A 26,261-nucleotide genomic window follows, 5' to 3' on the forward strand; every position below is an offset into this window, starting at 1 on the left:
CGGTGTTCACGGCGCGGACCTTCCTTCCTGATTCGCTTGCGACGTCCGGGGGCGCGATGAAGAGTCGCGCCGCCCGGCCGGGGCCTTCGCGGCCCTGGACGCCGACAGAGGGAGAACGGACATGAAGGTCTACGGCCACCCGATGAGCATCTGTACGCGCAAGGTCCTCACCACGCTGCTGGAGAAGGGGCAGGAGGCCCAGTTCGTCCTCGTGGACCTGGGCAAGGGTGAGCAGAAGCACCCCTCGCACCTGGCGCGCCATCCCTTCGGTGTCGTGCCCGCCTTCGAGGACGACGGCTTCATCCTCTACGAGTCGCGCGCCATCATCCGCTATCTGGACCGCAAGCTGCCGGGGGTCTCTCTCACGCCATCCCAGCCGCATGCCTATGGGCTGATGGAGCAGTTCATCGGCGTGGAGCAGAGCTACTTCAGCCCCGCGGCCTTCAAGGTCATCTGGGAGCGCGTCTTCAAGCCGCACATGGGTGGCGGCGCCGCGGATGAGTCCCGGGTGCAGGAGGGCCGCGCGGGCGTGGACAAGGTGTTCGGCATCCTCGAGCCGATGCTGGCGAAGCAGCCCTATCTCGCGGGAGACAGCTTCTCGCTCGCGGACGTGTCGTGGATGCCGGAGCTGGAGTTCCTGGTCGCGGCCGGTGAGCAGGGCCTGTTCGACAAGCACCCGAGCGTGGCCGCGTGGTGGAAGCGCATCAGCAGCCGGCCCTCGTGGAAGAAGGTCGCCCACGGATAGGTCTCGTCCGGGGCGGTGAGGGGCAAGCCCGCACGCGCTCGTCGTGCGCGGGCCCGTGCTCCGACGGCCTACGCCGTGCGCGCCGTCTCCTCGGGCCCCATGCCGGAGCGCGCCTCTGGGGGACGCCACATGAACCACTGGGGCGGTCCTCCGTCGAAGCACGGCTCGGTGCGCTGCAGGTCGAAGCCGAAGCCCAGGTACCAGTCGCGGTTGGCCGCCTTGGCCGTCTCCAGGAAGCAAGGCGCGTGGGTCTCCTCGGCCAGCGCCAGGCCCGCGCGCATCAAGCGAACGCCCAGCCCGCGTCCCTGATGCGCCGGGTCCACCGCGATGGTGGCCAGATACCAGTGGGTGGGCGTGTGCGGGTGGTAGCGCTCCAGCCTCGCCAGCGCCTGGAGTGCCAGCCGCGCGCGTCCCGGAAAGTGACGCAGGCCCGCCCAGACAGTGGGCAGGAAGCCCGCCTGTCTGCCGAGTGACTGGGGGAAAGCCCCCGGCCGCAGCCACGCGGCCACGCCCGTCAGCCGTCCGTCCTCGACGGTGGCATGCACCACGCCATGCTCCAGACAGTCGCGCACCGTGGCGACGTAGAAGGCCGAGGCCACCTGTGCGCGCTTCTCCGAGGGGCCCGGAAACAGCTCCGCGAGGAAGGGGTAGTCATCGAAGGCCCGTGCGCACAGCGGCCCCACCTGCTCCAGCAACTCCGGTCCGAGGTTCTGGATGCTCACCGTCATGATGGAGCAACTGTAGACCGACCCTGGGCACGCCCGCCCGTGTCGCGGACAATGACCCGCGCGAGTCGCGCCTCGCTGAACTCCGACCGATGTCCTGCCGTCGGGCGCGCGCCGTCGAGCCGATGCCCATGTCTTCCTCCGACTCCCACTCCCGCGTCGCCATCCTCCCCGCCACGCTGGAGGACGGCGCGTGGTTCGCCGCGCTCGAACGGGCCTCTGGTGAGTTGTTCCGTCAGCTCGACGACCTGGCTTGGATTGCCGACGACGACGTCATGGAGGAGGCCGACCACCGCCCGTTCATTCTGGCGCGCACGGTGTGGGTGGCCCGGGACGCGGAAGCGGGCGTCGTGGGCTTCCTCACCGCGCAGGCGGTGGGCTCCGCGCTGCATGTCTGGCAGATGGCGGTGCACCCCTCTCATCAGCGGCGGGGCCTCGGCCGCGCGTTGCTTCGGGCCGCCGCCGCGCATGCCCGCGAGGCGGGCCTGTCCACCCTCACCTTGACCACATTCCTCGACGTGCCCTGGAACGAGCCCTTCTATGTCGGGCTCGGGTTCACCCGCATTCCGGACGACGCGCTGGATGACCGGCTTCGGGAAGTGTTGGAGCACGAAGCGAGGGCCGGCCTGCCGCGAGAGCGGCGCTGTGCGCTGTGGCTCGACCCGCGAGTGATGGTGGACTGAGGACTCGTGCGCCGCGCTGCGTGGACGCGCGCGTGCTCGCCTGCTCGATGTGGCCGGAACTCGTTCTATGGTGGCCCGCGAGATGTGCGTTCGAACGTGTCAAGGGCGAGGACAGGCCATCCGGGGCCTGGTCGGAAGTGGAAGTCGGATGGGATTGATGTGCGGCCTGCTGCTCGCGCTCGTGCTGGGCGGACCCGGAATCGCGTCCGCCGAGCCTCCTGCCCGGATGACGACGCTCCGGGATTTCCACCACACCGCGTGGACGCAGAAGGATGGAGCCCCCTCCGGAATCTGGGCCATGGCCCAGACGGTCGACGGCTGGCTGTGGCTGGGGACGGCGTCGGGCCTGTACCGCTTCGACGGTGTCCGGTTCGAACGTCAGGACGTGTTGCCCCCGGACAGCACCGCGTCGCGCTCCATCAGCGTGCTGCAAGCCACCACGAACGGGGACCTCTGGGTCGCGTACTCCTTCGGCGGCGCCAGTGTCCGCAAGGCGTCCGGGGAAATTCTCCAGTTCTTCCCGGGGGGCTTGCCCCAGGGCTCGCCCGTGGAGTCCTTCGAGGAGGATGGGGACGGGCGTCCGTGGGCCATCACCCCTCAGGGGCTCTACGTCTTCGAGCAGGGCGCGTGGTCACCCGGGGACCTCGGCTGGGGGCTGGCCCGGATTTATTGGAACGCGCTCACGCGGGACCGGAGCGGCGGACTGTGGGTGACGGGCGACGGTGGCACGTACGTGCTTCGTCCGGGTGCTCGCCGCTTCGAGCGGGTGGAGACGCCTGGGCTCACCCTGTGGGGAATGTGGCTGGTTCATGACGGCACCTTCTGGAAGGCCGACGACCAGGGGTTCAGTCCCCTGCGCGGCCCGGGTCTGCCCGAGCCCTTGGGCTCCGCTCCCGTCAGTCCCTTCCAGGGGGCGACCTCCCAGGACACGCTGTTCGACCGGGACGGCGCCATGTGGCTGTGTGGCTGCGTCAATTCCGGCATCTGTCGCGACGCGAAGCCCCATGCGGTCGGCAAGCCGTTCCAGCGCCGGGTGGTGACGGGCGATGTCTTCGGCGCGAGAGACGGACTCTCATCCGACTCGGCGATGACGCTGCTCGAGGACCGCGAGGGCAACATCTGGGTGGGTTCCCAGTTGGGGCTGGACCGCTTCCGCCGGAACGATGTGACGGCTGTCCGCTTCCCCACCCACGTCAACTACTTCGCGCTCATCGCCGACCGCGACGGCGGGATGTGGACGGGCAGCGCGACGCGCCTGAAGACCCTGGACAAGTGGTGGCGGCTGGACGCCGAGCCGGTCCTGGTTCCCGGCATCGAAGGTGAAATCACCGCGACCGCGCTGGACACGGACGGCAGCCTCCTCCTGGGCGGCTCCGAGGGCTTCTGGCGCTTCAACCCGGGCCGCATCGATTCCCTGTCCCGCCCCGCGAAGGAGCAGGAGCAGCGCATCCAGGCCATCGTGCGCGACGCGGCGGGGAAGCTGTGGGTGTCGTTCCGTGCCTCGACGGTGTACCGGCTGGACGGCGACACGTGGACTCCGAAGGGCGGCATCGGGGCGCTCCCCGACCTGCCGCCTGCTCGCGCGGTGCTCGATGGCCAGGGGCGTGTCTGGTTCGGCTACAGCGCCAACCAGCTCGCCATCATGGAGGGCCCGCGGGTCCGCACGTTCACGGAAGCGCACGGCCTGCGCACGGGCACGGTGACCGCCATCCTCCCGGGGGAGACCACGCTGGTGGGCGGCGCGTTGGGGCTGGCCGCGTTCGACGGTGAGCGGTTCCGGCCGTTGCAGGCGACCCGGCCGGAGGCGCTGACGGGCATCACCGGCTTGCTGGAGACGACGGACGGCACGCTGTGGCTCAACGGCCATGCGGGCGGCGTGCGCATCGCGGCGGAAGACCTGCGGCGGGCGCTGAAGGACTCGGCGTATCCGATGCCCGTCGAACTCTTCGACATGAACGACGGCATGCCGGGCGGCGCGCAGCAGGTCCGTCCACTGCCCACCCTGGTGGAGGGTGGAGACGGCAGGCTCTGGTTCGCCGCCGCCAACGGATTGGGCTGGATTGATCCGAGCCACATCCAACGCAACTCCGTGGCGCCTCCCGTCGTGATTCGCTCGGTGGCGACAGGAGATTCGACGTACGCGTTGGCGCCCATGCTCCATCTGCCGCCGCGCACGCGGGAGTTGCGCATCGCCTACAGCGCGCTGGCGTTGGGGATGCCGGAGCGCGTGGTGTTCCGCTATCGGCTCCACGGCGTGGATGACGGCTGGAAGGACGCGGGCCAACGACGGGAGGCCACCTATACGAACCTGGGCCCCGGCCCGTATCGCTTCCAGGTGATGGCCGCCAACGAGGACGGCGTCTGGAACGAGCAGGGCGCCACGCTCGACTTCGAAATCGAGCCGACCTTCTTCCAGACGGGTGCGTTCATCGCGCTGTGTGTCCTGGGCGCCCTGGTGGCCCTGTGGCTCCTGTATGCCTTGCGGCTGTGGCAGGTGACGCGGCGGCTGCGGATGCGACTGGAGGAACGGCACGCGGAGCGCGAGCGCATCGCCCGGGAGCTGCACGACACGCTGTTGCAGGGCATCCAGGCGCTCGTGCTCAACGTCCACGTGGTGACGTCGCGGTTGCCGGCGGGAGAGATGCGCCTTGGGCTCCAGAGCGCGTTGGACCGGGCGGACGACATGCTGACGGAGGGACGCGACAGGGTCAGCGCGTTGCGCGACACCCGTCAGGGCCAGGACGACCTGGCCGCGGCCTTCGCTTCGTTGATGCGTGACTTCGACGAACGGGAAGGGCCCCAACTGCGCATGGTGGTCAAGGGAGCCGCGCGCACGCTGGAACCGCTGGTCGCCGATGAGCTCTACCGCATCGGCCGCGAGGCCATTGGCAACGCCTTCGTGCATTCCCGCGCGCGCGAGGTGGAGGTCAGCCTGCTGTTCGAGCCCCCGGAGTTGCGGCTGTGCGTGCGCGATGACGGCAGTGGCATCGACTCCGCCACCCTGGACCAGGGAGGCCGGGCGGGCCACTGGGGTTTGCGCGGCATGAGGGAGCGGGCCGCGAAGGTGGGCGGTCGGCTGGACATCGTCAGCCGCGAAGGCGCCGGCACGGAAATCGTCGTCGCGGTGCGCGCGGACCGTGCCTACCTGCGCCACCCGCTGGAGGGTTGGCGTCGCCTGTTGCGCCCGTGGTCGGGCCGTCGCTGACGGACTTCGTTCGGAAGCGGTGCTTTGCGTTCGTCCTTCGCACGCCCGGGCGGGTGGCGTGCGAGCAGGCCTCCCCAGGGAGTGGCGCCGTGGCCTCGCGAGCCCCACGCGCGGAGCCGTGGACCTGGGGGCCGGGCCATGTCAGACAGCCCTGGCACTGTGGTTCCCGGTAGCAGGACGGACGGGGCAGGGGCGGTGGTTGAAGGGAGTGCCATGGAGCAGCGACCCTTGTGGGAAGTGCCGACGGAGAGCGCGGCGGAGGCACCCTCCACCACGGGTTCCATGGCGGTGCGTACCTCGGGTGCGAGGCGTCGCCGGGAACTGTCCCAACCGGAACAGGCCGCTACAGTGCCGCCCGCAGTGAGCGAGAGTCCTCCCGTCCTGGCGTCCGTCGCCGTTGCTCGCCCCGTCCGGGGTGAATTCACGTACTCCGTGCCGGAGGCGCTCACGGGCCAGCTCGCGCCCGGGCAGCGCGTGCTGGTGCCCTTCGGCCGAGGCACCGCGCTGGGCTTCTACCTGGGGCCCGCGAACAAGCCCCTGGGGGAGAAGGTCCGGCTCAAGCCCATCCAGCGCGTGCTGGAGGACTCGCCCTCGTTGCCGAAGGACCTCATCGCGCTGTTGCGCTTCGCGGCCGAGCACTACCGCTATCCGCTGGGCGAGGTCATCCGCGGCGCCCTGCCTCCCGGACTGTCGAAGCCCCTGGACGAGAAGGAAGCGAAGCCGGACGTGCAGCAGTTCGCGGTGGCGCTCGTGAGCGAGGTGCCGCCGGCGCTCGCTCGCGCGCATGCGCAGTCCGCGGTGCTCGCGTATCTGCTGGCCGTGGGGGGCAGTGCTCCGTTGGAGGAGGTGAGCCACGCCATCCCGGGCGCACGAGAACTCTTGAAGAGCCTGGCCAAGAAGGGGCTGGCTCGCATCGACGAGAAGAAGCTGGAGGCGGGGGTGAAGGAAGGCCTGATTCAGGGCCGGCCGGACCGCCTCACGCTGGAGCAGGACGCGGCGGGGGTCGAGCTGCGTGGGGCGCTGGACACAGGGGTGTTCCAGCCGTTCCTGCTCCACGGCGTCACGGGCAGCGGGAAGACGGAGGTGTACCTGCGCGCGGCGGAGCATGCGCTGTCCCTGGGCAAGGGCAGCCTCATCCTCGTGCCGGAAATCGCGCTGACGCCGCAGTTGGTGGGGCGCTTCCGCAGCCGCTTCGGCGCGGAGGTGGCGGTGCTGCACTCGGCGCTGAAGGACCGGGAGCGGCTGTTCCACTGGCAGGCGCTGCGCCGGGGCGACGTGAAGATTGCCGTCGGCGTGCGCTCGGCGGTGTTCGCCCCGGTGGAGAACCTGGGGCTCATCGTCGTGGACGAGGAGCATGACCCGTCCTTCAAGCAGGACGACAGCCTTCGCTACCAGGCGCGCGACCTGGCGGTGGTGCGCGGCAAGCAGGCCGGGGCGGTGGTGGTGCTGGGCTCGGCCACGCCGGCGCTGGAGACGCTGGAGAACGTGAAGCGCGGGCGCTACCGGCTCCTGGAGCTCAAGCGCCGCGTGGATGACCGGCCCATGCCCACCATCGAACTGGTGGACCTGCGTCAGGAGCGGCCCCGCGAGGGCATGGTGACGGAGGAGGCGCCCATCCTGAGTCCGCCGCTGCTGGCGGCGATGGAGGAGACGCTGGGGCGAGGGCAGCAGGTCATCCTCTTCCTGAACCGCCGGGGGCACAGCACGGTGCTCCTGTGCGAGGTGTGTGGGCTGTCGCTCAAGTGCAGTGCGTGCGACGTGTGCCTCACGCATCACCGCTCCCAGAACCGGGTGGTGTGCCACTACTGCGGGCTGGCGATGCCGGTGCCGGAGCGGTGCCTGGAGTGTACGGGCCCCATGCTGAAGCTGGGCATCGGCACCGAGCGGGTAGAGGCGGAGGTGCTGGAGCGCATGCCCACGGCGCGGGTGGCGCGGTTGGACAGGGACTCGGCGACGAGCGCGGAGCGGCTGACGGAGATGCTGGCGTCGTTCGCCCGGCGGGAGCTGGACGTGCTGGTGGGCACGCAGATGGTGGCCAAGGGGCACGACTTCCCGGGCGTGACGCTGGTGTGTGTCGTCATGGCGGATACGTCCCTGGCGATTCCCGACTTTCGAGCCTCCGAGCGGACCTTCCACCTGTTGACCCAGGTGTCGGGGCGGGCGGGGCGGGGCAAGGACCCGGGTCGGGTGCTGGTGCAGACGTACAACCCGGACGCGGAGCCGGTGAAGCGGGTGCTGGCCCATGACTTCGATGGGTTTGCCCAGCAGGAGCTGGAGTGGCGCAAGGCGCTGGCGTATCCGCCCTTCGCGCGCATGGCGTCCATCCGGTTGGAGGGGGAGCACCCGGAGCAGACGGCCAGCGTGGCCCGGCACCTGGGGAACCTCGTCACCAAGAACATGCCTCCGGCGTCGGTGGGGGTGCGGCTTCTGGGGCCGGCCCTGGCGCCCATCGCCAAAATCCGGGGCAAGACGCGCTGGCAGTTGCTCCTGAAGGGGCCGACGCATGTGGCGCTTGCCCCGCTGCTCGCCAGGGTGGAGGCGGCCCTGGTTGACGTTCCTTCGGCGGTGAAGGTCGTGATCGACGTGGATCCGGGGGCCATGCTGTAGACTCGGTGCCCCCCCATGGGCGCACCGGTCCTCCTCGTCCACGACGACATCGCCACCATCGCCGCAGTGCGGCGTCTGCTCACCCGTGACGGGCACGAGGTCATCCTCGCCACGTCCGCCGCGGATGCGCTCATTGCCTACGGGCATCACCTGCCGGCGCTCATCGTGCTGGCCCCTGGCGTGGAGAGTGGCCGGGGTCGGCTGGTGTTGGAGGAATTGCTCCAGCATCCGGATGGGAAGGGCGCCCGGGTGTTGCTCCTGGGCGAGGCCATCGAGGGGTTCAGTGCGCCGGTGGCGCCGTTGCCCCTGGATGGGACGAGCTTCGTGGCGCAGGTGGACACGCTCATCCGCGCGCCGTCGGAGGCGGACGCGTGGCATGTGCTGGAGAACCGGAGTCTGCCGGGAGTCCGAGGGGATGGGGTGGGAGGCGGGGAGGGCTCGGAGGCGTGGCACGCGACGGGGCCGGGGTCGGTGGGTGGGGACCCCACGCTGGCGAATGCGCTGTTCGGGGACCTGGCGCCACTGCACCAGACGGACTGGGAGCTGGCGGCGATGACGCGCGAGGAGCGGACGGCGCGCGCCGAGGAGCGTGAGCATCGCTCGCCGCTCGACGTGCAGGCGACGCTGGAGCAGGCGCACCAGGAGGTGGAGGCCGCGGCGATGGCGTCCATCCAATCCGCGCGAGGAGGCGAGGACTGGGGCGCGGCCGTGGCGGGCGGCGAGGGCGAGGCTTTTGATGAGGGTGCGCTGTCCGCGGGCGAGATGTTCCGGGCGGAAGGGGATGACGCGGGCGCCGGGGCCGTGGCGAGCGCCGACGCAGGTGCTGCCGCTGATGCGTATGCAACTGGCGCTGATGGCGGGGCTTCCGCCGAGGGCTACGGTGGTGCTTCACCCGAGGGGCATGACGCAGGGGCGTACGGTGGTGGTGCCGCTCCCGAGGGCCATGACCCCGGTGCGTACGGAGAGGGTGCTTCTCCCGAGGGTTATGACCCCGGTGTGAACGGTGGTGGTGCCGCTCCCGAGGGCTATGACCCCGGTGCGTCCGGTGGTGCTTCTCCCGAGGGGTATGACGCAGGAGCGTACGGAGGTGGTGCCTCTCCCGAGGGTCATGACCTCGGTGCATACGAAGGTGAGTCCTCTCCCGAGGGGCATGACCTCGGTGCGTACGGTGGTGCTTCTCCCGAGGGTTATGACGCAGGAGCGTATGGAGGTGGTGCCTCTCCCGAGGGTCATGACCTCGGTGCGTACGAAGGAGAGGCCTCTCCTGAGGGTCATGACCCCAGCACATACGGTGGTGCCTCACCTGATGGTCATGACGCAGGTGCGTACGGTGGTGCCTCCCCTGAGGGATATGACCCGGGGGCTGTCTCTCCCGAGGGTCATGACGCAGGTGCGTACGGTGGTGCTACCCCCGAGGGATATGACCCCGAGGCTGCCTCCCCCGAGGGGTATGACTCCGGTGCATACGGTGGTGCTTCTCCCGAGGGCTACGACCCTCGTGCGTACGGTGGTGCTACCCCCGAGGGATATGACCTCGGGGCTGCCTCCCCCGAGGGGCATGACTCCGGTGCATACGGTGGTGCTTCCCCCGAGGGCTACGGCCCAGGTGATGCCTCCTCGGAGGTTCATGCCGCCGGCGCGTACGAGGCGGGCACGGCGACCGGCTACGACTCCCCGACGCATGGAACAAGCTCGGAGCCCTACGGCGCGGAGGGATACGAGGCGGGCGCGTATGGCGGAGACTCGCTGACGGGATACGACTCCACCGAGCCAGCCGGGGCCTCGGAGTCCTACGGCGCGGATGGCTCGACGGCGAGTGCCTACGAGCACGGAGGCGCGGGTTTCGCGGAGGGCACGCTGGGCCCGGACGCGTTGGCCGCGGCCGGCGGGCAGGACCTGGATGGTGCCGCGACGGATGCGCTGGATGAAGCGGCGATGGACGCGGCGTACGGGACCGACGAAGCGTCGACTGCTCCGAGCGCGGACATTGCTCCGGCGAGCGAAGGCGCATCATCGCTGGGACTCGAAGGGTGGGGCGGGCAGTCCGGGCAGGGAAATGTCGCGACCCCCGGGAGCTTGGATGATGCGTTCTCCGAGGGCTTCGCAAGCGCGGTGACGGGTGACGGGAGCCCGGGTGGAGTGAGTGGTCCTCCCACGGTCCTGTATGGCGTGAGTACTCCAGAAGCTGGGGCACTGACGGACTGGACGGCTGCACAGCCGGATGCGGGAGGTGAGGTCGAAGCCTCTCCGCCACTGGGGAGACTCGCCTGGACAGAGGAGGCCGTTTCCGCGCCGGCGTCACGGCCGGTGGCGGTGGCGCCTCGGCTCGGGGACGAGGGGTTCTTCGACGTCGACACTCCAGCGTCCTCGCAGGGAGATGCGCTCTCCGCGGCCGAAGCAGAGCTGGCCGCCATGCGCGATGTGGGAGCACGGCCGTCCGTGCCGCTCGAGGCCTCACCGTGGACGGAGTTGCCACCGGACCCCGAGGTCGAGAACTCCGCGAAGGAATTCGCCGAAGCCGACGATGTGTCTCAGGCGCCGAAGGGAGAGCCAGTCGCGGAGGCGTCGACCGAAATCGAATCCGCGCCGACCGACGGAGCGGAAGAGGAGAGCCTGCCCGCCTCGCCGTGGGACGTATTGGAGGCGGAGCTTCAGGCCAAGGTTCGACAGGATGACCCGACAGGTGCTCCCGTTGAGCCCCCGGCCGCAAGTGTTGGCGCGGACTGGTTTGACTCGGAGCCGGCTGGTGCGGAGGCTGCGGCGGTAGCGAGTGCTCCCACTGACGCAGCTTCGGTGGACGCATCGGCGAGCGAGCCCGAAGGGCAATCACGGGCCGAGGCCACCGATGAATCGGCGGACGGGTCTGGCGCGGAGCCAGGAGCCGAGGCCGCCGGAGCGAACGAGGCGACGGACTGGTCTGGCGCGGAGCCAGAGGCCGCCGGAGCGAACGAGGCGACGGACTGGTCTGGCGCGGAGCCAGAGGCCGCCAGAGCGAACGAAGCGACGGACTGGTCTGGCGCGGAGCCCGGAGCCGAGGCGTCTGGCGCAAACGAGGCGACGGACTGGTCCGGAGCAGAGCCCGGAGTCGAGGCCTCTGGCGCGAACGACTCGACGGACTGGTCCGGAGCGGAGCCCGGAGCCGAGGCAGCCAGAGCAAACGAGTCGACGGACTGGTCCGGAGCGGAGCCCGAGGCTGCCGGAGCAAACGAGTCGACGGACTGGTCCGGAGCGGAGCCCGGATCGGAGCCTTCCAGCGCGGATGTGGCCGGGGGCTGGTTCGATTCTGAAACAGGTGACGTGCAGTCTCCGACGGGCACTGTCTCCGATTCGCTCCCCACGGAAGTCGAAGGCGTCGCGTCGCTCGATGCGAGCCATCACGCCACGGATGCGGCTGTCCTCGCGGCCGACGGTGTCACGGCGACGGCGTCGGACGCCTCGGCGGGATGGTTCGACTCCGAGCCGGAGGGCGCCGCGCCAGTCGACTCGTCCCCTGGCTCTGTGTGGTTCGACTCGAACACGGCAGACACCGCCTCGGACGTGTCTGGCCAGGCAAGCCAGCACACGACGGCGCCGGGGGCTGAGTACTGGCCCGCGTCCACCGAATCGGAGTCGGTACACAGGGCGGACACGGAGCCTGAAGGCGCCGTGGAGGACACGTCCCTTCCCGAGTCGAACGCCCGGCCGGAGGAGTTCGAGAAGCAACTGGAGGAAGCGCATGAGCGCGTCCGCTCACTGAGGGCCTCGCTGGAGCAGGAGCTCGCGTTTCGTCAGGACGCCGAGCGTCGAATCGAGGAGTCGCGCGAGCTCAGCGAGTCCCTGCGAGGTGTCCTGGATCGCGAAGCGGCCCTGCGCGTGGAAGCCGAGGCCGTGCGCGACCGGAACGGAGAGCTGTTCCAGTCGTTTCAGGCGCGTCTCGCCGAATTGGAAGAGGAGCACGCGCGAGAGGCCACGCTGCGTGCGGAAGTGGAGCAGCAGCTCGACGAGGCTCGTGCGCGGGAGTCGGAGTTCGCGACGGCCCAGGCTCGAGAAGAGAGCCAGCGGCGAGAGCTCGAAGCGGAGCTGGAGCTGTCGCGGCGGCGAGAGTCCGAGCAGGACGTTCGGAGTGGCTCCGAGGTGGAGTCCCTCCGCACGGAGCTCGCGGACCTCCAGGAGCGTCTGGACGCGGCGGAGGCTCGAGCGGAAGCCGAGGCCCAGGCGCGTGCGACGGTGGACGCCGCCGCGAAGGCGGCCTTGGCGCGCATCGAGACGCGCGAGCAGGACTTCATCGAGCTGCGGGGCCTGCTGGATGCCGCGGCGACGGAAGCCCGAGAGCTCACGCGGTTGAGGGTGGAAGACCTCGCGCGAGTGGAGGCCAGGGCGAAGGAGGCGCTCCTCGCGAGGGACGATGCGCAGGAGCGTGCCGACCAGGAATCCCTGGCACGAGCCGATGTCCAGTCGCGTCTCGTGGAGTTGGAGGCGAGGCTTCAGGAGACGGAGACGCGAGAGGCGGCGGCGGCGCAGGCGCTGAAGGAAATCGAGATTCGGCTCGAATCCGAGGCGGCGGGACGGGTCGAGTCCGAGTCGCGTGCCGAGACGGAGGCGCAGTCACGTCGGAGCCTGGAAGCGCGCGTGAAGTCCGCGGAGGTGGCCCTGGTCGAAGCGGAGGCCCGGGCGGGAGCAGAGGCCCTGGCGCGAGCGGAGGCAGAGGCCCGCGCGGCGACGGCGGATGCGGAGCGAATCGAAGCGGAGACGCGCGCGAAGATGGAATCGCGTGCGCGCGCGGAGGCGGAGGCCCAGGCGGAGCTGGATTCCAGGGCGCGGAACGAAGCCGAGGTGAGAGCGGAGTCCGAGACCCGTGCTCGCGAGGAACTGGAGTCCCGGACGAAGGCGGAGGTCCTCGCGCTCGCGGAGCTGGAGTCCCAGGCTTCGACCGAGGCGAGGGAGCGTCTCGAACAAGAGGTCCAGGCCCGAGCCGAGGCGGAAGCCCGAGCGAAATCCGAGGCCAAGCACCGCGCGGAGGCTGAGGCACGCGCGGAGATTGAAGCCCAGAACCGAGCGGAAGCCGAGGCACGAGCAGAGTCCGAGGCGAAGCAGCGCGAGGAAGCCGAGGCACGGGCGGAGTCCGAGGCGAAGCAGCGCGAGGAAGCCGAGGAGCGGGCGGAGTCCGAAGCGAAGCAGCGCAAGGAAGCCGAGGCGCGTGCCGAGTCCGAAGTGAAGCGGCGCGAGGAATCCGAAGCGCGGGCGGAGTCCGAAGCGAAGCAGCGTGAGGAGGCCGAGGCCCGAGCCGAAGCCGAGGCGAAGCAGGGCGAGGCCGCCGAGGCCCATGCGGAGGCCGAAGCCAGGCAGCGCACGGAGCTCGAGACGCGAGCGGAGTCCGAGGCGAAGCAGCGCGAGGAAGCCGAGGCGCGGGCGGAGTCCGAGGCCAGACAGCGAGCGGAGTCCGAGGCGCGCGCGGAGTCGGAAGCACGGCAGCGAGCGGAAGCCGAGGCCCGCGCGGAGACGGAAGCACGCCTGCGCGCCGAAGCCGAGGCCCGCGCGGAGACGGAAGCACGCCTGCGCGCCGAAGCCGAGGCGCGAGCGGAGTCCGATGCGAAGCAACGTGTCGTCGCGGAGACGCGAGCGGAGTCGGAGGCGAGGCAGCGCGCGGAGGCGGAGTCCCGCGCCGCGGCCGAAGCCGAGGTCCGAGCGGAGGCCGAGCTTCGCGCCCAGAAGGCCGCACAGGCGCTGACCGATGCGGAAGCGCGCGCCAAGACCGAGGGCCGTCACCGCACCGCGCTGGAAGTACGCCTGGACGCCGAAGCGCGTCAGCGCGAGGCCATCGAGACCCGCATCGAGGAACAGACCCAGGCGCGAACTGAAGCCGAGTCGCTGTCCGCTCGCCTCGCCGAGCAACTCGCCCAGCTCCAATCCCGGCTGGAGCAAACGGAAGCGGACCTGTCCCAGGTGCGGACGGAGCGCGAGGAAGCGCGCCAGTCCTTGGAGGCACTGCACGCGGAGAAGGCTCGATTGGAAGCGGACTCCGCGGAAGAGCGAGCCCGGTCCGAGCGCGAGCGCCTGGAGTTGGAGGAACGAGGCCACCGCGAGGCCGAGGAGGCCGCCGCGCACGCCCGTGCGGCCCTGCTCCCCCTGGAGGCCCCACCGGGGCGCCCCGAACTCGCGGTGTCCCGCAGCGGCAGTGTCACCCAGGAGGGCCTGTCCCGACTGGTGCTCCGACTCTGCGAGGCGCGCATGGAGGTGCGCCTGGAGCTGAAGGTGATGAACGCGCTGCGCGTGTTGTGGCTCCGGGATGGCTCGCTCGTGGGGGCCGTCTCGTCCGCGTCGGGTGAGTCGCTCATCGACCGTGCCCGCGCGGATGGCCTCATCGACGCGCGGCAGGAGGGCGAGCTGCGGCTGGTGCGCAGCGCCACCACCGGCGCGCTGCTCGACGCGCTCCGAGGCCGAGGCTATCTGCGCGAGTCCGAGTCCGTACCGCTGGTGCAGCGCTACACGGAGCAGGTCTTCCTGGATGCCCTGGCCGAGCCCTCCACGCTGTACCGGTTGGTGCAGGAGCCGGCGCCGCACGAGGTGGCGCTCGCCGCCGCCACGCGCCCGCCGCTGTTCCTGCTGGCGGAGGCCCTGCGCAACACGCTGACCGCCGAGTCCCTGCTGGCGTCCGCTGGCGGACTCCGCGCCCGAGTCGCCCGAGGTGACCTGCACCTCGCGCCCGACGACTTCGGCCTGCCTCCCAAGGACTTGCAGCTGCTGTCCCAGGTGGATGGTGAGCACACGGTGGAGGCGCTGTTGTTGGGGGCGGGTGTGCCGCAGGACTCGGCCTTGAAGGCGCTCTCGGTGGCGAGGACGCTGGGGCTCATCATCCTGCGGCCCGCGGACGCGGATGACTCCGGAGAGCTACCGCCCGAGCTGGACGTCCGTCGGCTGGAAGCGAAGTTCGAGGAGATTCAGGACGCGGACTACTTCACCGTGCTGGGGCTGGCACGCACGGCGGGTAGCGAGGAGGTCAAGCGGGCCTACGAGCTGCTCGCCGCCGAGTTCCACCCGCTGCGTTTCGCGGGGCATCCGGACCCGGCGCTCCAGCACCGCGCGCAGCAGATTCGGGGTGTGTTGTCCGAAGCCGCCCAGGCCCTGGGGGATGACCGACTGCGCTCCGAGTACGCACGCAGCCTGCTCGACTGACAGGGGGTGGACGTCCCGTGCGCCGGGGCGGGGGAGGGCTGCCCGCACGGGGTTGCCCGTGCGCGCGGGGGGAGTTAAGAGGGCCTCCATGGTTCGTGAGATCCTCATCTGGCCCGACCCCATCCTGAAGCAGAAGGCCAAGCCCGTGACGAAGGTGGACGACTCCACCCGCGCGCTGGTGAAGGACATGTTCGAGACGATGTACGCCGCCGACGGCGTGGGACTCGCGGCGCCGCAGATTGGCGTGCTCCAGCGCGTCATCGTCCTGGACACCACGCCGCGTCAGCCCGAGTCCAAGCCCCTGGCGATGATCAACCCGGAGCTCGTCGCGCTCGAGGGTGAGACGACCTACAACGAGGGCTGCCTCTCCCTCCCCGGTGAGTCGGAGGACGTGGACCGCGCCGCCGTCGTCACGGTGAAGTACCTGGACGTGGACGGTCAGGAGCAGACGCTGCGCTGTGACGAGCTGCTCGCCATCGCCGTGCAGCACGAGACGGACCACCTGAATGGCACCGTCTTCGTGGACCACGTCTCCACGCTGAAGCGCGAGTTCATCCGCAAGCGGATGAAGAAGCTCAAGGCTTCGCGCGAGAGCGAGCTGAACCCTTCGGCTTCTCGGTAGTCGCTCGGGCCACGCCCTTCTTGGGGCACAGCTCGGCCACGACGCACCGGTCGCACTCGGGGGAGCGGGCAAAACACGTCCGCCTCCCGTGCCACACCAGGAGCTGGTGGCCTTTCGTCCACCAGGGGATGGGCAGCACGGACCGCATGTCCGTCTCCACCTTGTCCGGGTCCTCGTGCGTGGTGAAGCCGAGCCGGTACGCGAGCCGCTTCACGTGGGTGTCCACCGGGAAGGCATCGTCGCCGCCCAGGTGGATGCACACGACGCCCGCCGTCTTGCGGCCCACGCCGGGCAGCTCCGCGAGCGTGTCGCGCCGGAGCGGCACCTGGCCGCCATGTTCCCCCACGAGGATTTTCGCCGCCGCGACGATGTTCTTCGCCTTGGCGCGGTACAGGCCGCAGGTGCGGATGAAGGGCTCCACGTCGGCGGGTTGGACCTCCGCGTAGGCGTGGGCGTTGGGGAAGCGTTGGAATAGCGCGGGGGTCACCATGTTGACCCGCTTGTCGGTGCACTGGGCGGAGAGCATCACCGCCACGAGCAGCTCCAGGGGGGAGCGGAAATCCAGCTCGATGTGGGCATCGGGCATGGAGGCTTCCAGCCGCTCCATGACCTTCACCGCGCGCTCACGCTTCGCCGCCGTTGTCTCACGTCCGGGCACGCGGCCGTTGTATGTCACCCCTGTCGTGCCCCCAAGCCCTGGCTGTCGCCACCCCGCGGGAGAACCATGAAGCCCATCGACTTTCGCTCCGACACCGTCACCAAGCCCACCGCCGGTATGCGCCGAGCCATCGCGGAAGCGGAGGTGGGGGACGACGTCTACGGCGAGGACCCCACGGTGCTGCGCCTGGAGGCCCGGGTGGCGGAGCGGCTCGGGCTCGAGGCGGCCGTCTTCGTACCCTCGGGCACGCAGGCCAACCAGGTGGCCATCGGCGCGCACTGCCGGGCGGGGGACGAGGTGCTGACCGAGGCGGGCAGTCACATCCTTCACTACGAGGGCGGCGCGGTGCCGGCGCTGTGGGGCGTGCAGCCGCAGCCGCTGCCGGGTGAGCGGGGCTTGCTGACGCCGGAGGACGTGGCGGCGGCGGTGCGCGAGGACAACATGCACAACCCGCGCACGCGGCTGCTGTCGTTGGAGAACACGCACAATCGCGGCGGGGGCTCGGTGTGGCCGGTGGAGCGCTTCCGCGCGGTGGTGGAGGTCGCACGCAAGGCGGGGCTGGCGGTGCACCTGGATGGTGCGCGCCTGTTCAACGCGGAGGTGGCGGCGGGTGTGCCCGCGTCGACGTGGGCGAGGCTGACGGACACGACGTCGGTGTGTTTCTCGAAGGGGCTGGGGGCGCCGGTGGGCTCGGCGCTGGCGGGCCGCGCGGACCTCATCAAGGAGGCGCGTCGGCTGCGCAAGCGGCTGGGTGGAGGCATGCGGCAGGCGGGCATCCTGGCCGCGGCGGCGCTGTACGCGTTGGACCACCATGTGGAGCGGCTCGCCGAGGACCATGCGAATGCGCGCCGACTCGCGGCGGCGCTGGCCGAGGTGCCGGGAGTGAAGGTGGACACGGCGCGGGTGGAGACGAACATGGTGTTCGCGGAGTTCGACCGCCCGGCCCTGGAGATGGTGACGCTGCTGGGGGGACACGGCGTGCTGACGAACCCGGCGGGGGGACCGCGCTCGGTGAGGTTGGTGACGCACCTGGACCTGTCCGCGGCGGACATCGACGAATCGGTCGCGCGCATCCGGCGAGCGTTGGCGTAGGCCGCCGGTCGCCACGCGGGGCTCAACGAGGGGGCGAGGTTTTCCGGGCCGCGAATCTGTCCGCCCCCCGGGTTGCTTGCTCGCTCCCGCTCCGGGCGAAGCCGTGGCTGCTGGGCGAGGGAAGGCACCGAGCGGAGCGTGGTAAGCTCGTCGGGCCGTGCGTCGACTCCGCCTCCTCGCCTTCGTCAGCGTCTGCGCCTGCTCCACCCCTCGGTCGGAGCAGAAGATGAGCTTCGATGAGGTCTACGAGACCCCGGAGCGGTCCTCCGCGGAGCCGTCCTCGTCCCCTGTCCCCGAGGGTGTCCCCGCCCCGCCGGGTGGACGTGTACGCCTGGCCGCGCCCGAGCCCTCCATGGAACTCCAGGAGGCCCTGGAGTCCTTCAGGGAGCGGGCCCGTGGGCACCGTCGGAAGGTGGCGAGGGGTGGGCCCATGCCGTTGGGTCAGGTGGAGAGCTGGGAGCTGATGAACGGGATGTTGGATGCGTTCCTGGCGCGCGCGGTGGAGCGCACGGACTCCCGTGACGTGGAGCGAGCCCGAGGCGTCCTGGAGGCCGAACTGGAGCAGGACGGCAGGACGTATGGCGACATGCCTGGAGCCCTGGCGGAGGCCGTGGTGCTGAGGGTCGGGCGGCTCGCGGTGCGCATGGCGGAGCTGCGGCGGCTGGAGCATCCGGAGGAGGTCAACGGACTGCCCCGACTGGCCTGGCCCGTGGATCCGGTGACCATCACCAGCGTCTTCGGTCAGCGGTGGCACCCCATCCTGGGCGAGCAGCGGCGCCACCTGGGGGTGGACCTGGCGGCGAAGCAGGGCCAGGTCGTCTACACGGCGACGAAGGGTGTGGTGTTGCGTGCGGGGTGGAACGGCGACCACGGCCTCCAGGTAGAGGTGCAGCACGATGGGCGCTGGTTGACGCGCTACAGCCACCTGTCCCGGGTGTTGGTGGAGCCGGGGGAGATTCTCGAGCGGGGCCATGCGGTGGGGCTGGCCGGCGAGACGGGGCTGGCCACGGGCGTGCACCTGCACTTCGAGCTGTGGCGGGACGGGGAGGTGATGGACCCCCTGGACGCGCTTGGGGACGAGGGCGAAGGGCGTCTGGAGGCGCCGCCGATGGCGCGGGGTGGTGCGGGCTTGTGAGCCCGCAACGCATCAGGGGCGCCACCGGCTTGAGGTAGCGCCCCTGAGGGGAGTGCCCGGTTCATCGCGAGTCCCTGGGACGCCACGGCATGAACCGGGGTGGCGTCAGCGACTCACAGCGAGTTCTTCAGCTCCTTGGCCGGACGGAAGCCAATGGTCTTCGAGGCCTTCAGCTTCATCATCTCGTTGGTCTGCGGGTTGCGAATCTTCCGCGCCTTGCGGGAACGCACCGACCAGGTTCCGAAGCCGGGGTAGCTGAATCGCGCGTCCTTCTTCACCGCCTTGCCGATGTTGGTGAAGACGATGTCGAGGATCTGCGCCGCCGACTTCTTGGTGAGACGTGTCTGCGCCGCCACCACCTCGACGAGCTCTGCCTTGGTCATTACGCCCCTCCGTCCTGCGTTGTCTGGCCTTGAATGCGCGTAAGCCAACCGGTGGTAACAAATCGCTCTTTTCCCTGTCAATGCTGACCGCGCTCCGAGGCCGGAAAATCGGCCTCCGGACGAAAAGTTGGCTCGGTGAAACACCGGGCGTAGACAGAGGGAGAAATCCGCACCCGAGACACCGACACACCGTGTGGAATCAGGGTGTCGAAAACAATTGGGTTGATCGTGATTTGAAGAAAGTCTTTGGGATTTCGATCACTTGGCGTGTGTTGCTGATCGCGCCTGGGTCGGGGTGGGCGGGAATGGACTAGGGTTTCCGCCTGCGTGCGCTTCCGAACGTTTCCGACGTTGATGATCCTGACGCTGGGTGCCTGCCGGGGCCCGGGGCTGCCCGTGGCCGGGGGAGTTCCCCCTGGGCGGGAGCAGGTCCGTGTCGAGGTGTGGGTGGACGCGGCGTGGTGGCGGCCCGGGGATGGTTCCAGGGAGAGGCCCTTGAGGTCGCTGGCGGAGGCGCTGGCCCGGCCGGGTCCGCTGACGGTGCACCTGGCGGCGGGAGCGTACCGGGGCCCCTTCACCCTGCCCGAGGACGTCCGGCTGGAGGGCGAGGGACCCGGCACGGTGCTGCTGGTGGAAGCCCCGCAGGGCACGGTGCTGCGCGCCGCCGGGCCATCAGGTGGGGCGGAGGGACCCGAGGAGACGCTGCCGAGCGCCGCCGGGCCATCGGGTGGGGCGGAAGGGCCTGCGAGTGATGGGCAGCGTGTGCTCCCGCCGATTTCTCCAGGCTTGCAGGGCTTGCCGTTTCGGCCCGAGGGGCATGGTGGCTTCCCGTGGACCTCCCCTGGGCAGCAGGGCGTGCCGTCTCAGTCCGTGGGGCATGGTGGCTTCCCGTTGAGCCCCTTGGGCCCGCGGGGCTCGGTCGCGGTGTCGAGTGGATCTCCGTTGAAAGCCACGGATCCGCAGGACCTTTCGTCGCCAGCCACGGGAACGGGGGGAGTCCTGTTGCGGAACCTGGAGGTGCGGGGCGGAACCTGGGGCCTGGAGGTGACGGGCGGCGGGCGCGTCTTGGTGGAGAACGTGGGTTTCAGCGGCCAGCGCCAGGGCGCGGTGCGGGTGACCTCCGGAAGGTTCGACGCGGTGGATGCACGCTTCGAGGCCACCGTGTCGGAGACCGTGGGTGTCCTGCTCGACGCGCCCGAAGAGGCTCCGTCTCCACCGTCATCCCGGGACGCGTGGCTGCGAGGAACCTCCTTCACGGGTCCCTTCCGTCGCGCGGTCCGCGTCCGAGGTGCCGAGTCTCGGGTGCTGCTGGAGGACGTGCGCTTCACGGGGCCGGTGACGGCGGTGGGGATGGATGGTGGGCACGCGGAGGTCCGTCGTGCGGTGTCGGAAGGCGGCCGAGGCGCGGCGTTCTCAGTGGTGGAGGGCAGCCTGGTGATGGAGGACGTGCGAGTGCGGGGGCACGAGCTCGCGGTCTCCGCCATGCGTGCGCTGCGCCTGGAGGTGCGGGGGCTCTTCTCAGTGGGCGCCGAACGGGCGGGATTGGGCGTGGTCGCCTCGCGCGGCGTGCTGCTGGAGGACGTGGTGGTGCGCGGCAGTGGCAGCCACGGTGCGTTCCAGCTCACGGGCTCGGAGGTGGAGGCGCGGCGCCTCCATGTGGAGGATGCCGCCGAGTACGGAGTGGTGGCGGTCGGCGGAAGCCTGAGGCTCACGGGCGGCACCGTGGTGGGCGTGCGCTCGGTGGATGGCATCACGGGAGACGGACTGCACCTGCGTCAGGTGCGCGCGGACGTGGAGGGCGTGGTGATTCGGCGAACCACGGGGGCCTGCGTCCTCGCGGCGCAGAACGCGCGAGTGTCCCTGCGCGACGCGGAACTGGAGCAGTGCGGGCAAGCGGCGCTGGTGGTGGACACGCTCGCGAGGCTGGACGCCACGGGAGTGGAAGCGCGAGACAGCGGTGAGACGGTGCTGGCGGCGATGGGTGATGGCGACCTGCGCGTGGACGCGCTCCTCGTACGGGGGGCCAGCCAGGGCCTCATCTGGGTCGAGTGCACGGGAGACACCCGGGTGAGACTGGGGCGCATCCGCACGGAGGACCGGAGGGGCGAGGAAGCGCCGTGTGTGGAGCGCCTCGCCGAGCCCCGGCCCGGCCCGCGCTGATCACGCGGGGGGTGGCGCGGGCGCGTCGGCCGAATCCAGGGGCGTGGCGTGCTTCTCCAGCCACTCGCGGATGACGGGATACACCTCCTGGGGCGCGCCCTTGCCGAACACGAGGTCTCCGTGCCCGTAGTCCAGCGCGTCGCCCCGGTCCCTGCCGAAGACGTGCAGCGTGCGGTCCTCGGAGGTGACGAGGGCGAACTGGCTCTCCACGTTCTCGGCGGTGGCCAGCCGGTCCGCGCTCCCGCCCATGACGAGGATGGGGAGCTGGAGGCGGGAGATGCCGGCGCGCCAGTCACGGGTGCGGTCGAACGAGCGGAACGCGTCATGCTCAATCCAGTCCTGGAACTGGAGCAGCACCTTGCGGCTCATCGACGACATCATGTTCGCGTAGACCTGCCGCTGGATGCGCGGAGGGATGTGCAGGGGATTCACCACCAGGTCCGACAGCGGGAGCGTCACGTAGCCGAGGAAGGGCGCGAGGCTTGCGCTCATCCACTCCTGCCGGAAGCGCGCGGGCCATGCCGCGCGGACGCCCAGCGAGATGAGCGTGCGCAGGAAGGGCTCTGACTTGAAGTGCACGGGGGCGCCGAGCGTGAGCAGTCCCGACAGCTTCGCTCCTTCCGGGCCTTGCGCCAGGGCATAGCCCACGAGCCCTCCCAGCGAATGCCCGAGCCAGAAGGCCCGCTTCGCGCCCGTCTCCTTCAGGGCCAGCTCCAGCAGTGCGGGGCCGTCCTGGAGGATGTGGTCATCGATGGTGAAGTCCGTGTACCGCCGGCCACGGGGGGGCAGGCGCGAGTGCCCGGTGCCGCGCCATTCGACGCTGAAGCAGTCGAAGCCCGCCTCCGCCAGATAGTGGGCGACGGAATAGGGGGGCTCGAAGTCGAAGGTGTACCGGTTGGCGGCCAGTCCATGGCACAGCAGCACCGGCTCCTCGAAGCGCCGCACGGGGGCGCGCCGGGCGTGGACCGCCAGCTCCCATCCATCCGCGCACTGGGCCTTGAGGGCCTGGGGCAGCGGGGTGCGCAGCCGGTACCACCTCCGGACGAGCGCCACCCACAGGACATTGCCCATGACCACGACTAGGCTGGCGACCAGCACCCACACGACCCATCGCCAGTCTCCCATGTTGCCCTCCTGGATGACCCCTCGGTCTGACGGTGCCTCGAATAAAACCCTGCTAAGGTCCGTTCACCCGCCGTCCTGTTGCCAGGAACTCACGGGCATCAGAGGAAGTCGAGGGAGCGATGAAGTTACGGAAACTGATGTTCGTGCTGCCGAACCTCTTCACTGTCACGTCCATCTTCTGTGGCTTCTACGCCATCACGCTGTGCGCGGGTGAAGCGGGTCCCGTCCAGCTCTATCAGGCCGCGCTGGCCATCTTCTTCGCGATGTTCTTCGACGGGTTCGACGGTCGCGTCGCCCGGTTGACGAAGACGCAGAGCGACTTCGGTGTGCAGCTCGACAGTCTGGCGGACGTCGTCTCGTTCGGGGCGGCTCCGGCGCTGTTGGTCTACAAGTGGGCGTTGGCGCCGCTGGGTTTCGCGGGGCTGTTCATCTCCTTCGCGTTCGCCGCGTGCGGCGCGCTGCGGCTGGCGCGCTTCAACGTGCTGGCGGCGCGCAATCCGCATGGCGGGGGTGGGCGCTTCTTCGTGGGCCTGCCGATTCCCCTGGCCGCAGGCATGCTCGTCTCGGTCATCATCTCCCACCACGTGGCCTCGCGAGGCGAGCCGTTGCACGAGTCGGCCGTTGTCCCGGTGGCGGTCGCGGTGGTGGGACTGGCGCTGCTGATGGTGTCGACGGTGCGTTACCGCACCTTCAAGGACACCCGTCCCAGTCGCAAGAGCGCGGGTGTGTTCACGTTGATGGTGGTCGGCGGTGTGGCCATCGCGACGCAGTACCATCCCGCGTGGTTGTTGGTGGCCTGCTGTGGTGCGTACCTCGCGCTGGGGTTGGTGGAGTCCGCGGTGCAGGTGCGCACGCATCTGGCCGCGCGCAAGGTGACCGCCGGCTCCACGGCTGTCGCCGCCGTCATCGACGACGAGGATGATGACGAAGAGGCCGAGGACGGTACCGGTCCGGGCAACGACGGGCCCGCCTTCCTCTGACCGAACGAGCGGAGTCGGAGCCCTCCTTCTGGGCGGCCGACACCCGCTCGACGACGCCACGGCGCGAGTGCCGAGACCTCGCCCGAAGGCGGCCCTCGCCGTGCAGACGTGCCCGGCACCGAGGAAGCAGGCGCGAGCCCGCGCCGAGGGAAGGCGGGCGTCCGGACGCGGTCCTGGCGGGTGAGCGAGCGCGGAGATGCTTCCGTCCGTGCCGAGGCTGACAGGTGCCGCTAGGATGCGCGACCCATGCGCGTCGAGTTGCTGTGCACTGGTGACGAGCTGGTCACCGGCCTCATCACGGATACGAACAGCACCTACCTGGAGTCCCGTCTCTTCGACTTGGGCGTCAAGGTGGAGCGGGTGGTGTTGGTGGGCGACGTCCGCCCCGACATCACCCAGGCGTTGCTGGAGGCGTCGTCCCGGGCGGAGGTGGTGGTGGTCTCCGGCGGGTTGGGACCGACCGCGGACGACTTCACGCTGGAGTGCGCCGCCGCCGCCGCGGGTGTCCCGTTCGAGGAGGACGCACGGGTGCTTGGCTGGCTGCAAGAGCGCTATGCGGCCCGGGGTCTCCCCATCAACCCGAGCGCGCTGCGCATGGCCCGTATCCCTCGCGGCAGCGAGCCGGTACGCAATCTGGTGGGCTCCGCGCCCCTCGTCATCCTCACGCTGGGACGTTGTCGCCTGTTCTTCCTGCCCGGCGTGCCGCGCGAGTTCCGCGCCCTGCTGGATGGAGAGGTGCTGCCACGCATCCAGGCGGAGCTGGAGGCCAGACCCGGTCGAGTCTTCCGTGCCTTCCGCCTGTTGCGCACGGTGGGGCTTCCCGAGTCGGAGATGGACCTCGCCGTGGCGCCCCTGGCTTCGAGCCACCCCCGGGTGGTGTTCGGCTTCCGAACGCACGCACCGGAGAACCACCTCAAGCTGATGGCGGAGGCGCCCTCGCAGGCCGAGGCTGATGGTGCGCTGGCGGCCGCCGAGGTCGACTGCCGACGGGTGTTGGGTGCCCACGTCTTCGGCGCGGACGGGGACGAGTACGCCCCGGTGCTGCTGGACGTGCTGGGCCGCGCGGGCGCCACGCTGGCGACGGCGGAGAGCTGTACGGGGGGCCTCATCGCCCAGTGGCTCACGGCGGTGGCGGGAGCCAGCACCGTCTTCGTCGGAGGGGCGGTGGTGTACTCGGAGAAGATGAAGTCCGCATGGGTGGGTGTTCCACCCGAGATTCTCGAGCGTCATTCCGCCGTGTCCTCCCAGACGGCCATCGCCATGGCCGAGGGCGCGCGTGCCGCCTGCGGCACCACATATGGCTTGTCCGTGACAGGGTACGCGGGGCCTGGGGGAGGAACTCCCGAGGACCCCGTGGGCACCGTGTACTGCGCGCTCGCGGGCCCGGACCTGGTGACCCGGTGTGAGCGCATGTCCTTTTCCGGAGACAGAGAGCGCGTGCGGCTCTTCGCTGCCTCCCACACGCTGGAGATGCTGCGACAGCACCTGCTGTCCGCCGCCCGCCCATGAGTCGCTCCAAGTCCAAGCGCCAAGAGCCATCCACCCCCGAGCCCGGTGTGACGGGCCCGGCCCCAGAGGAGTCGGCCATCCCAGCTCCCGAGTCGCCCGCGGAGGCCACTGCCCCCTCCACGCAGAGCGCGCCCTCGCTTTCGGGAGGCGCGCCCGGTGCCATGCTTCGCGTGTGGTTCGCCGCCTACCGCGTGGAGGTGCTGCTGTTCGTGGTGGCGTTCGTCGTGCTCTCGAGCTTCAGCTCCCAGCGCTTCCTGCGCCAGAGCGCGGCGCCGCACTTCATCTACCAGGCCCAGTCGTGGTTGGAGGGGCGGCTGGACGTGGACCCCCAGGTCCTCCCCAATCTGGAGGACTGGGCCTGTGTGCGTCAGATGGGTGGCGAGAAGGTCCGCTGCGAGGGCCGGCCGCTTCCCGATGACCGCTGGTTCGTGAGCTTCCCATCCTTCCCCGCCGTGGCGATGCTGCCCTTCGTCGCGCTGCACGGGTATCAGTTCAACGACACCTCGTTCGGCGTCATCGTTGGCGCGTTGGCGGTGGCGCTCTTCTATTCGCTGCTGCGCTTCCTGGCGAAGGAAGGTGAAACGGCGCGCACCCGCGATGAGAACGTCGTGCTCGCGCTCACGCTCGCCTTCGGCACGTTGTTCTTCTACTGCGCCATACGTGGCGAGGTGTGGTTCAGCGCCGAGGTCATGGGCGTGGCCCTCACCTGCCTCTACGTGCGCAACGCCCTGCGTGCCCACCGGCCTGGCCTGGCCGGAGTGTTCTTCTCCATGGCCACGCTCACGCGCACGCCGCTGTTCTTCGCGGGTCTCTTCTTCGTGCTGGAGGCGCTGTGCCCGGGCCCTGAGCCCCGGCTGGAGCAACTCAAGGCCCTGGGGCGCAACTGGAAGCCGGCGGCGCGAAAGGTGGGCTTGTTCGCGCTGGGCGCCGCACCGCTGGGGCTGCTGGCCGCTGGCTACAACGTGTATCGCTTCGGCCGATTGAGCGAGTTCGGCCACGCCTTCCTCTTCAACAACCGCGTCAACGTGGACATCGACCGGTGGGGCCTCTTCCACTGGGAATACCTGGGGCGCAACCTGGAGGCCGCCTTCCTCAAGTGGCCGTCGCTGTCGCTGGCGCCGCTCAAGCTCGGCTATGACCCCCGAGGGCTCACGTTGTTGCTGACGCTGCCCTTGCTCGTCTTCCTGCTGATTCCGAAGCTGAGACCGCGCCTGCACTGGCCGCTGTGGCTCACCGTGGCCGTGTGCGCGCTGCCAGGGCTCTTCTACCAGAACACGGGTTACATGCAGTTCGGCTTCCGCTTCAGTCTGGACTACACGCCCTATCTCTTGCTGCTCTTCGCCATTGGCGGCTGGTCGCTGCGCCAGCGCGTGGTGCTGGCGACGCTGGCGCTGGGCGTGCTGGTGAACTTCTGGGGCGCGGTGGCCTTCCGGGGCTACACGGAGCTTGTCCGGAACTGGTAGGGCAGTGGAGCCCGAGG

General features: G+C 70.1%; 16 protein-coding genes. 12 read left to right on the forward strand and 4 right to left on the reverse strand.

Annotation, left to right across the window (positions count from 1 at the left end; genetic code table 11):
• Positions 1-121 precede the first annotated feature (121 nt).
• Entirely contained in the window at positions 122-745 is a 624-nt protein-coding gene (locus HUA74_RS13140; RefSeq protein WP_174454798.1) for a glutathione S-transferase family protein, read from the forward strand.
• A 68-nt stretch (positions 746-813) separates the two neighbouring features.
• Here the strand turns inward: HUA74_RS13140 and HUA74_RS13145 are convergent, their stop codons facing one another.
• The gene (locus tag HUA74_RS13145; protein WP_174454799.1) at positions 814-1,473 is read right to left on the reverse strand and encodes an N-acetyltransferase; all 660 of its coding nucleotides are present in this window, start codon (positions 1,471-1,473) and stop codon (positions 814-816) included.
• Positions 1,474-1,601: 128 nt separating this feature from the next.
• Here HUA74_RS13145 and HUA74_RS13150 point away from each other — a divergent pair, with 128 nt between their 5' ends.
• The 5 genes from HUA74_RS13150 (at position 1,602) to def (ending at position 15,739) form a co-directional block, all read left to right on the forward strand.
• Positions 1,602-2,153 (forward strand): GNAT family N-acetyltransferase, encoded by a 552-nt coding sequence (locus tag HUA74_RS13150; RefSeq protein ID WP_174454800.1) that lies wholly within the window; start codon positions 1,602-1,604, stop codon positions 2,151-2,153.
• A 148-nt stretch (positions 2,154-2,301) separates the two neighbouring features.
• The gene (locus HUA74_RS13155) at positions 2,302-5,358 is read left to right on the forward strand and encodes a sensor histidine kinase (protein WP_174454801.1); all 3,057 of its coding nucleotides are present in this window, start codon (positions 2,302-2,304) and stop codon (positions 5,356-5,358) included.
• A gap of 213 nt (positions 5,359-5,571) precedes the next feature.
• Positions 5,572-7,965, forward strand: coding sequence for a primosomal protein N' (gene priA, locus HUA74_RS13160; protein WP_174454802.1), 2,394 nt, complete (start codon positions 5,572-5,574; stop codon positions 7,963-7,965).
• A gap of 15 nt (positions 7,966-7,980) precedes the next feature.
• Positions 7,981-15,117, forward strand: a complete 7,137-nt coding sequence (locus tag HUA74_RS13165) for a response regulator (protein WP_174454389.1) — start codon at positions 7,981-7,983, stop codon at positions 15,115-15,117.
• 88 nt (positions 15,118-15,205) lie between these two features.
• The gene (def, locus tag HUA74_RS13170) at positions 15,206-15,739 is read left to right on the forward strand and encodes a peptide deformylase (RefSeq protein ID WP_141648714.1); all 534 of its coding nucleotides are present in this window, start codon (positions 15,206-15,208) and stop codon (positions 15,737-15,739) included.
• On the opposite strand, the gene nth is transcribed toward def, so the two are convergent.
• On the reverse strand, positions 15,693-16,415 hold the full coding sequence (nth, locus tag HUA74_RS13175) for an endonuclease III (RefSeq protein WP_246137809.1): 723 nt from the start codon (positions 16,413-16,415) through the stop codon (positions 15,693-15,695). The two genes, def and nth, sit on opposite strands and share 47 nt — an antisense overlap.
• Positions 16,416-16,463: 48 nt before the next feature.
• Here nth and ltaE point away from each other — a divergent pair, with 48 nt between their 5' ends.
• Together ltaE and HUA74_RS13185 are read left to right on the forward strand one after the other, a co-directional pair.
• Positions 16,464-17,489: a low-specificity L-threonine aldolase gene (gene ltaE, locus HUA74_RS13180; RefSeq protein ID WP_174454803.1), complete on the forward strand. Its 1,026-nt coding sequence runs from the start codon at positions 16,464-16,466 to the stop codon at positions 17,487-17,489.
• A 226-nt stretch (positions 17,490-17,715) separates the two neighbouring features.
• Complete coding sequence (locus tag HUA74_RS13185; RefSeq protein ID WP_217442604.1) at positions 17,716-18,624, forward strand: M23 family metallopeptidase; 909 nt, start codon at positions 17,716-17,718, stop codon at positions 18,622-18,624.
• A gap of 113 nt (positions 18,625-18,737) precedes the next feature.
• Here HUA74_RS13185 and HUA74_RS13190 read toward each other — a convergent pair whose 3' ends face one another.
• The gene (locus tag HUA74_RS13190) at positions 18,738-19,007 is read right to left on the reverse strand and encodes an HU family DNA-binding protein (protein WP_002635502.1); all 270 of its coding nucleotides are present in this window, start codon (positions 19,005-19,007) and stop codon (positions 18,738-18,740) included.
• Between the two features lie 495 nt (positions 19,008-19,502).
• Between HUA74_RS13190 and HUA74_RS13195 the strand changes: the two genes are divergently transcribed.
• On the forward strand, positions 19,503-21,167 hold the full coding sequence (locus tag HUA74_RS13195; RefSeq protein WP_174454804.1) for a hypothetical protein: 1,665 nt from the start codon (positions 19,503-19,505) through the stop codon (positions 21,165-21,167).
• On the opposite strand, the gene HUA74_RS13200 is transcribed toward HUA74_RS13195, so the two are convergent.
• Positions 21,168-22,292 carry an alpha/beta fold hydrolase gene (locus HUA74_RS13200; RefSeq protein ID WP_174454805.1) on the reverse strand — a complete coding sequence of 375 codons (1,125 nt, stop codon included), beginning with the start codon at positions 22,290-22,292 and terminating at the stop codon, positions 21,168-21,170. It lies immediately after the preceding gene.
• A 119-nt stretch (positions 22,293-22,411) separates the two neighbouring features.
• Here HUA74_RS13200 and pssA point away from each other — a divergent pair, with 119 nt between their 5' ends.
• The 3 genes from pssA (at position 22,412) to HUA74_RS13215 (ending at position 26,244) form a co-directional block, all read left to right on the forward strand.
• A complete protein-coding gene (gene pssA / locus HUA74_RS13205; protein WP_174454806.1) occupies positions 22,412-23,272 on the forward strand; it encodes a CDP-diacylglycerol--serine O-phosphatidyltransferase in 861 nt (286 codons plus the stop codon).
• Between the two features lie 246 nt (positions 23,273-23,518).
• Complete coding sequence (locus HUA74_RS13210) at positions 23,519-24,781, forward strand: CinA family nicotinamide mononucleotide deamidase-related protein (RefSeq protein ID WP_174454807.1); 1,263 nt, start codon at positions 23,519-23,521, stop codon at positions 24,779-24,781.
• Positions 24,778-26,244: a hypothetical protein gene (locus tag HUA74_RS13215; RefSeq protein ID WP_174454808.1), complete on the forward strand. Its 1,467-nt coding sequence runs from the start codon at positions 24,778-24,780 to the stop codon at positions 26,242-26,244. Before HUA74_RS13210 ends, HUA74_RS13215 begins: the two co-directional genes overlap by 4 nt.
• The last annotated feature ends 17 nt before the right edge of the window (positions 26,245-26,261 follow it).

The sequence above is a fragment of the Myxococcus sp. CA051A genome (assembly GCF_013336705.1).
Lineage (GTDB): Bacteria > Myxococcota > Myxococcia > Myxococcales > Myxococcaceae > Myxococcus > Myxococcus llanfairpwllgwyngyllgogerychwyrndrobwllllantysiliogogogochensis.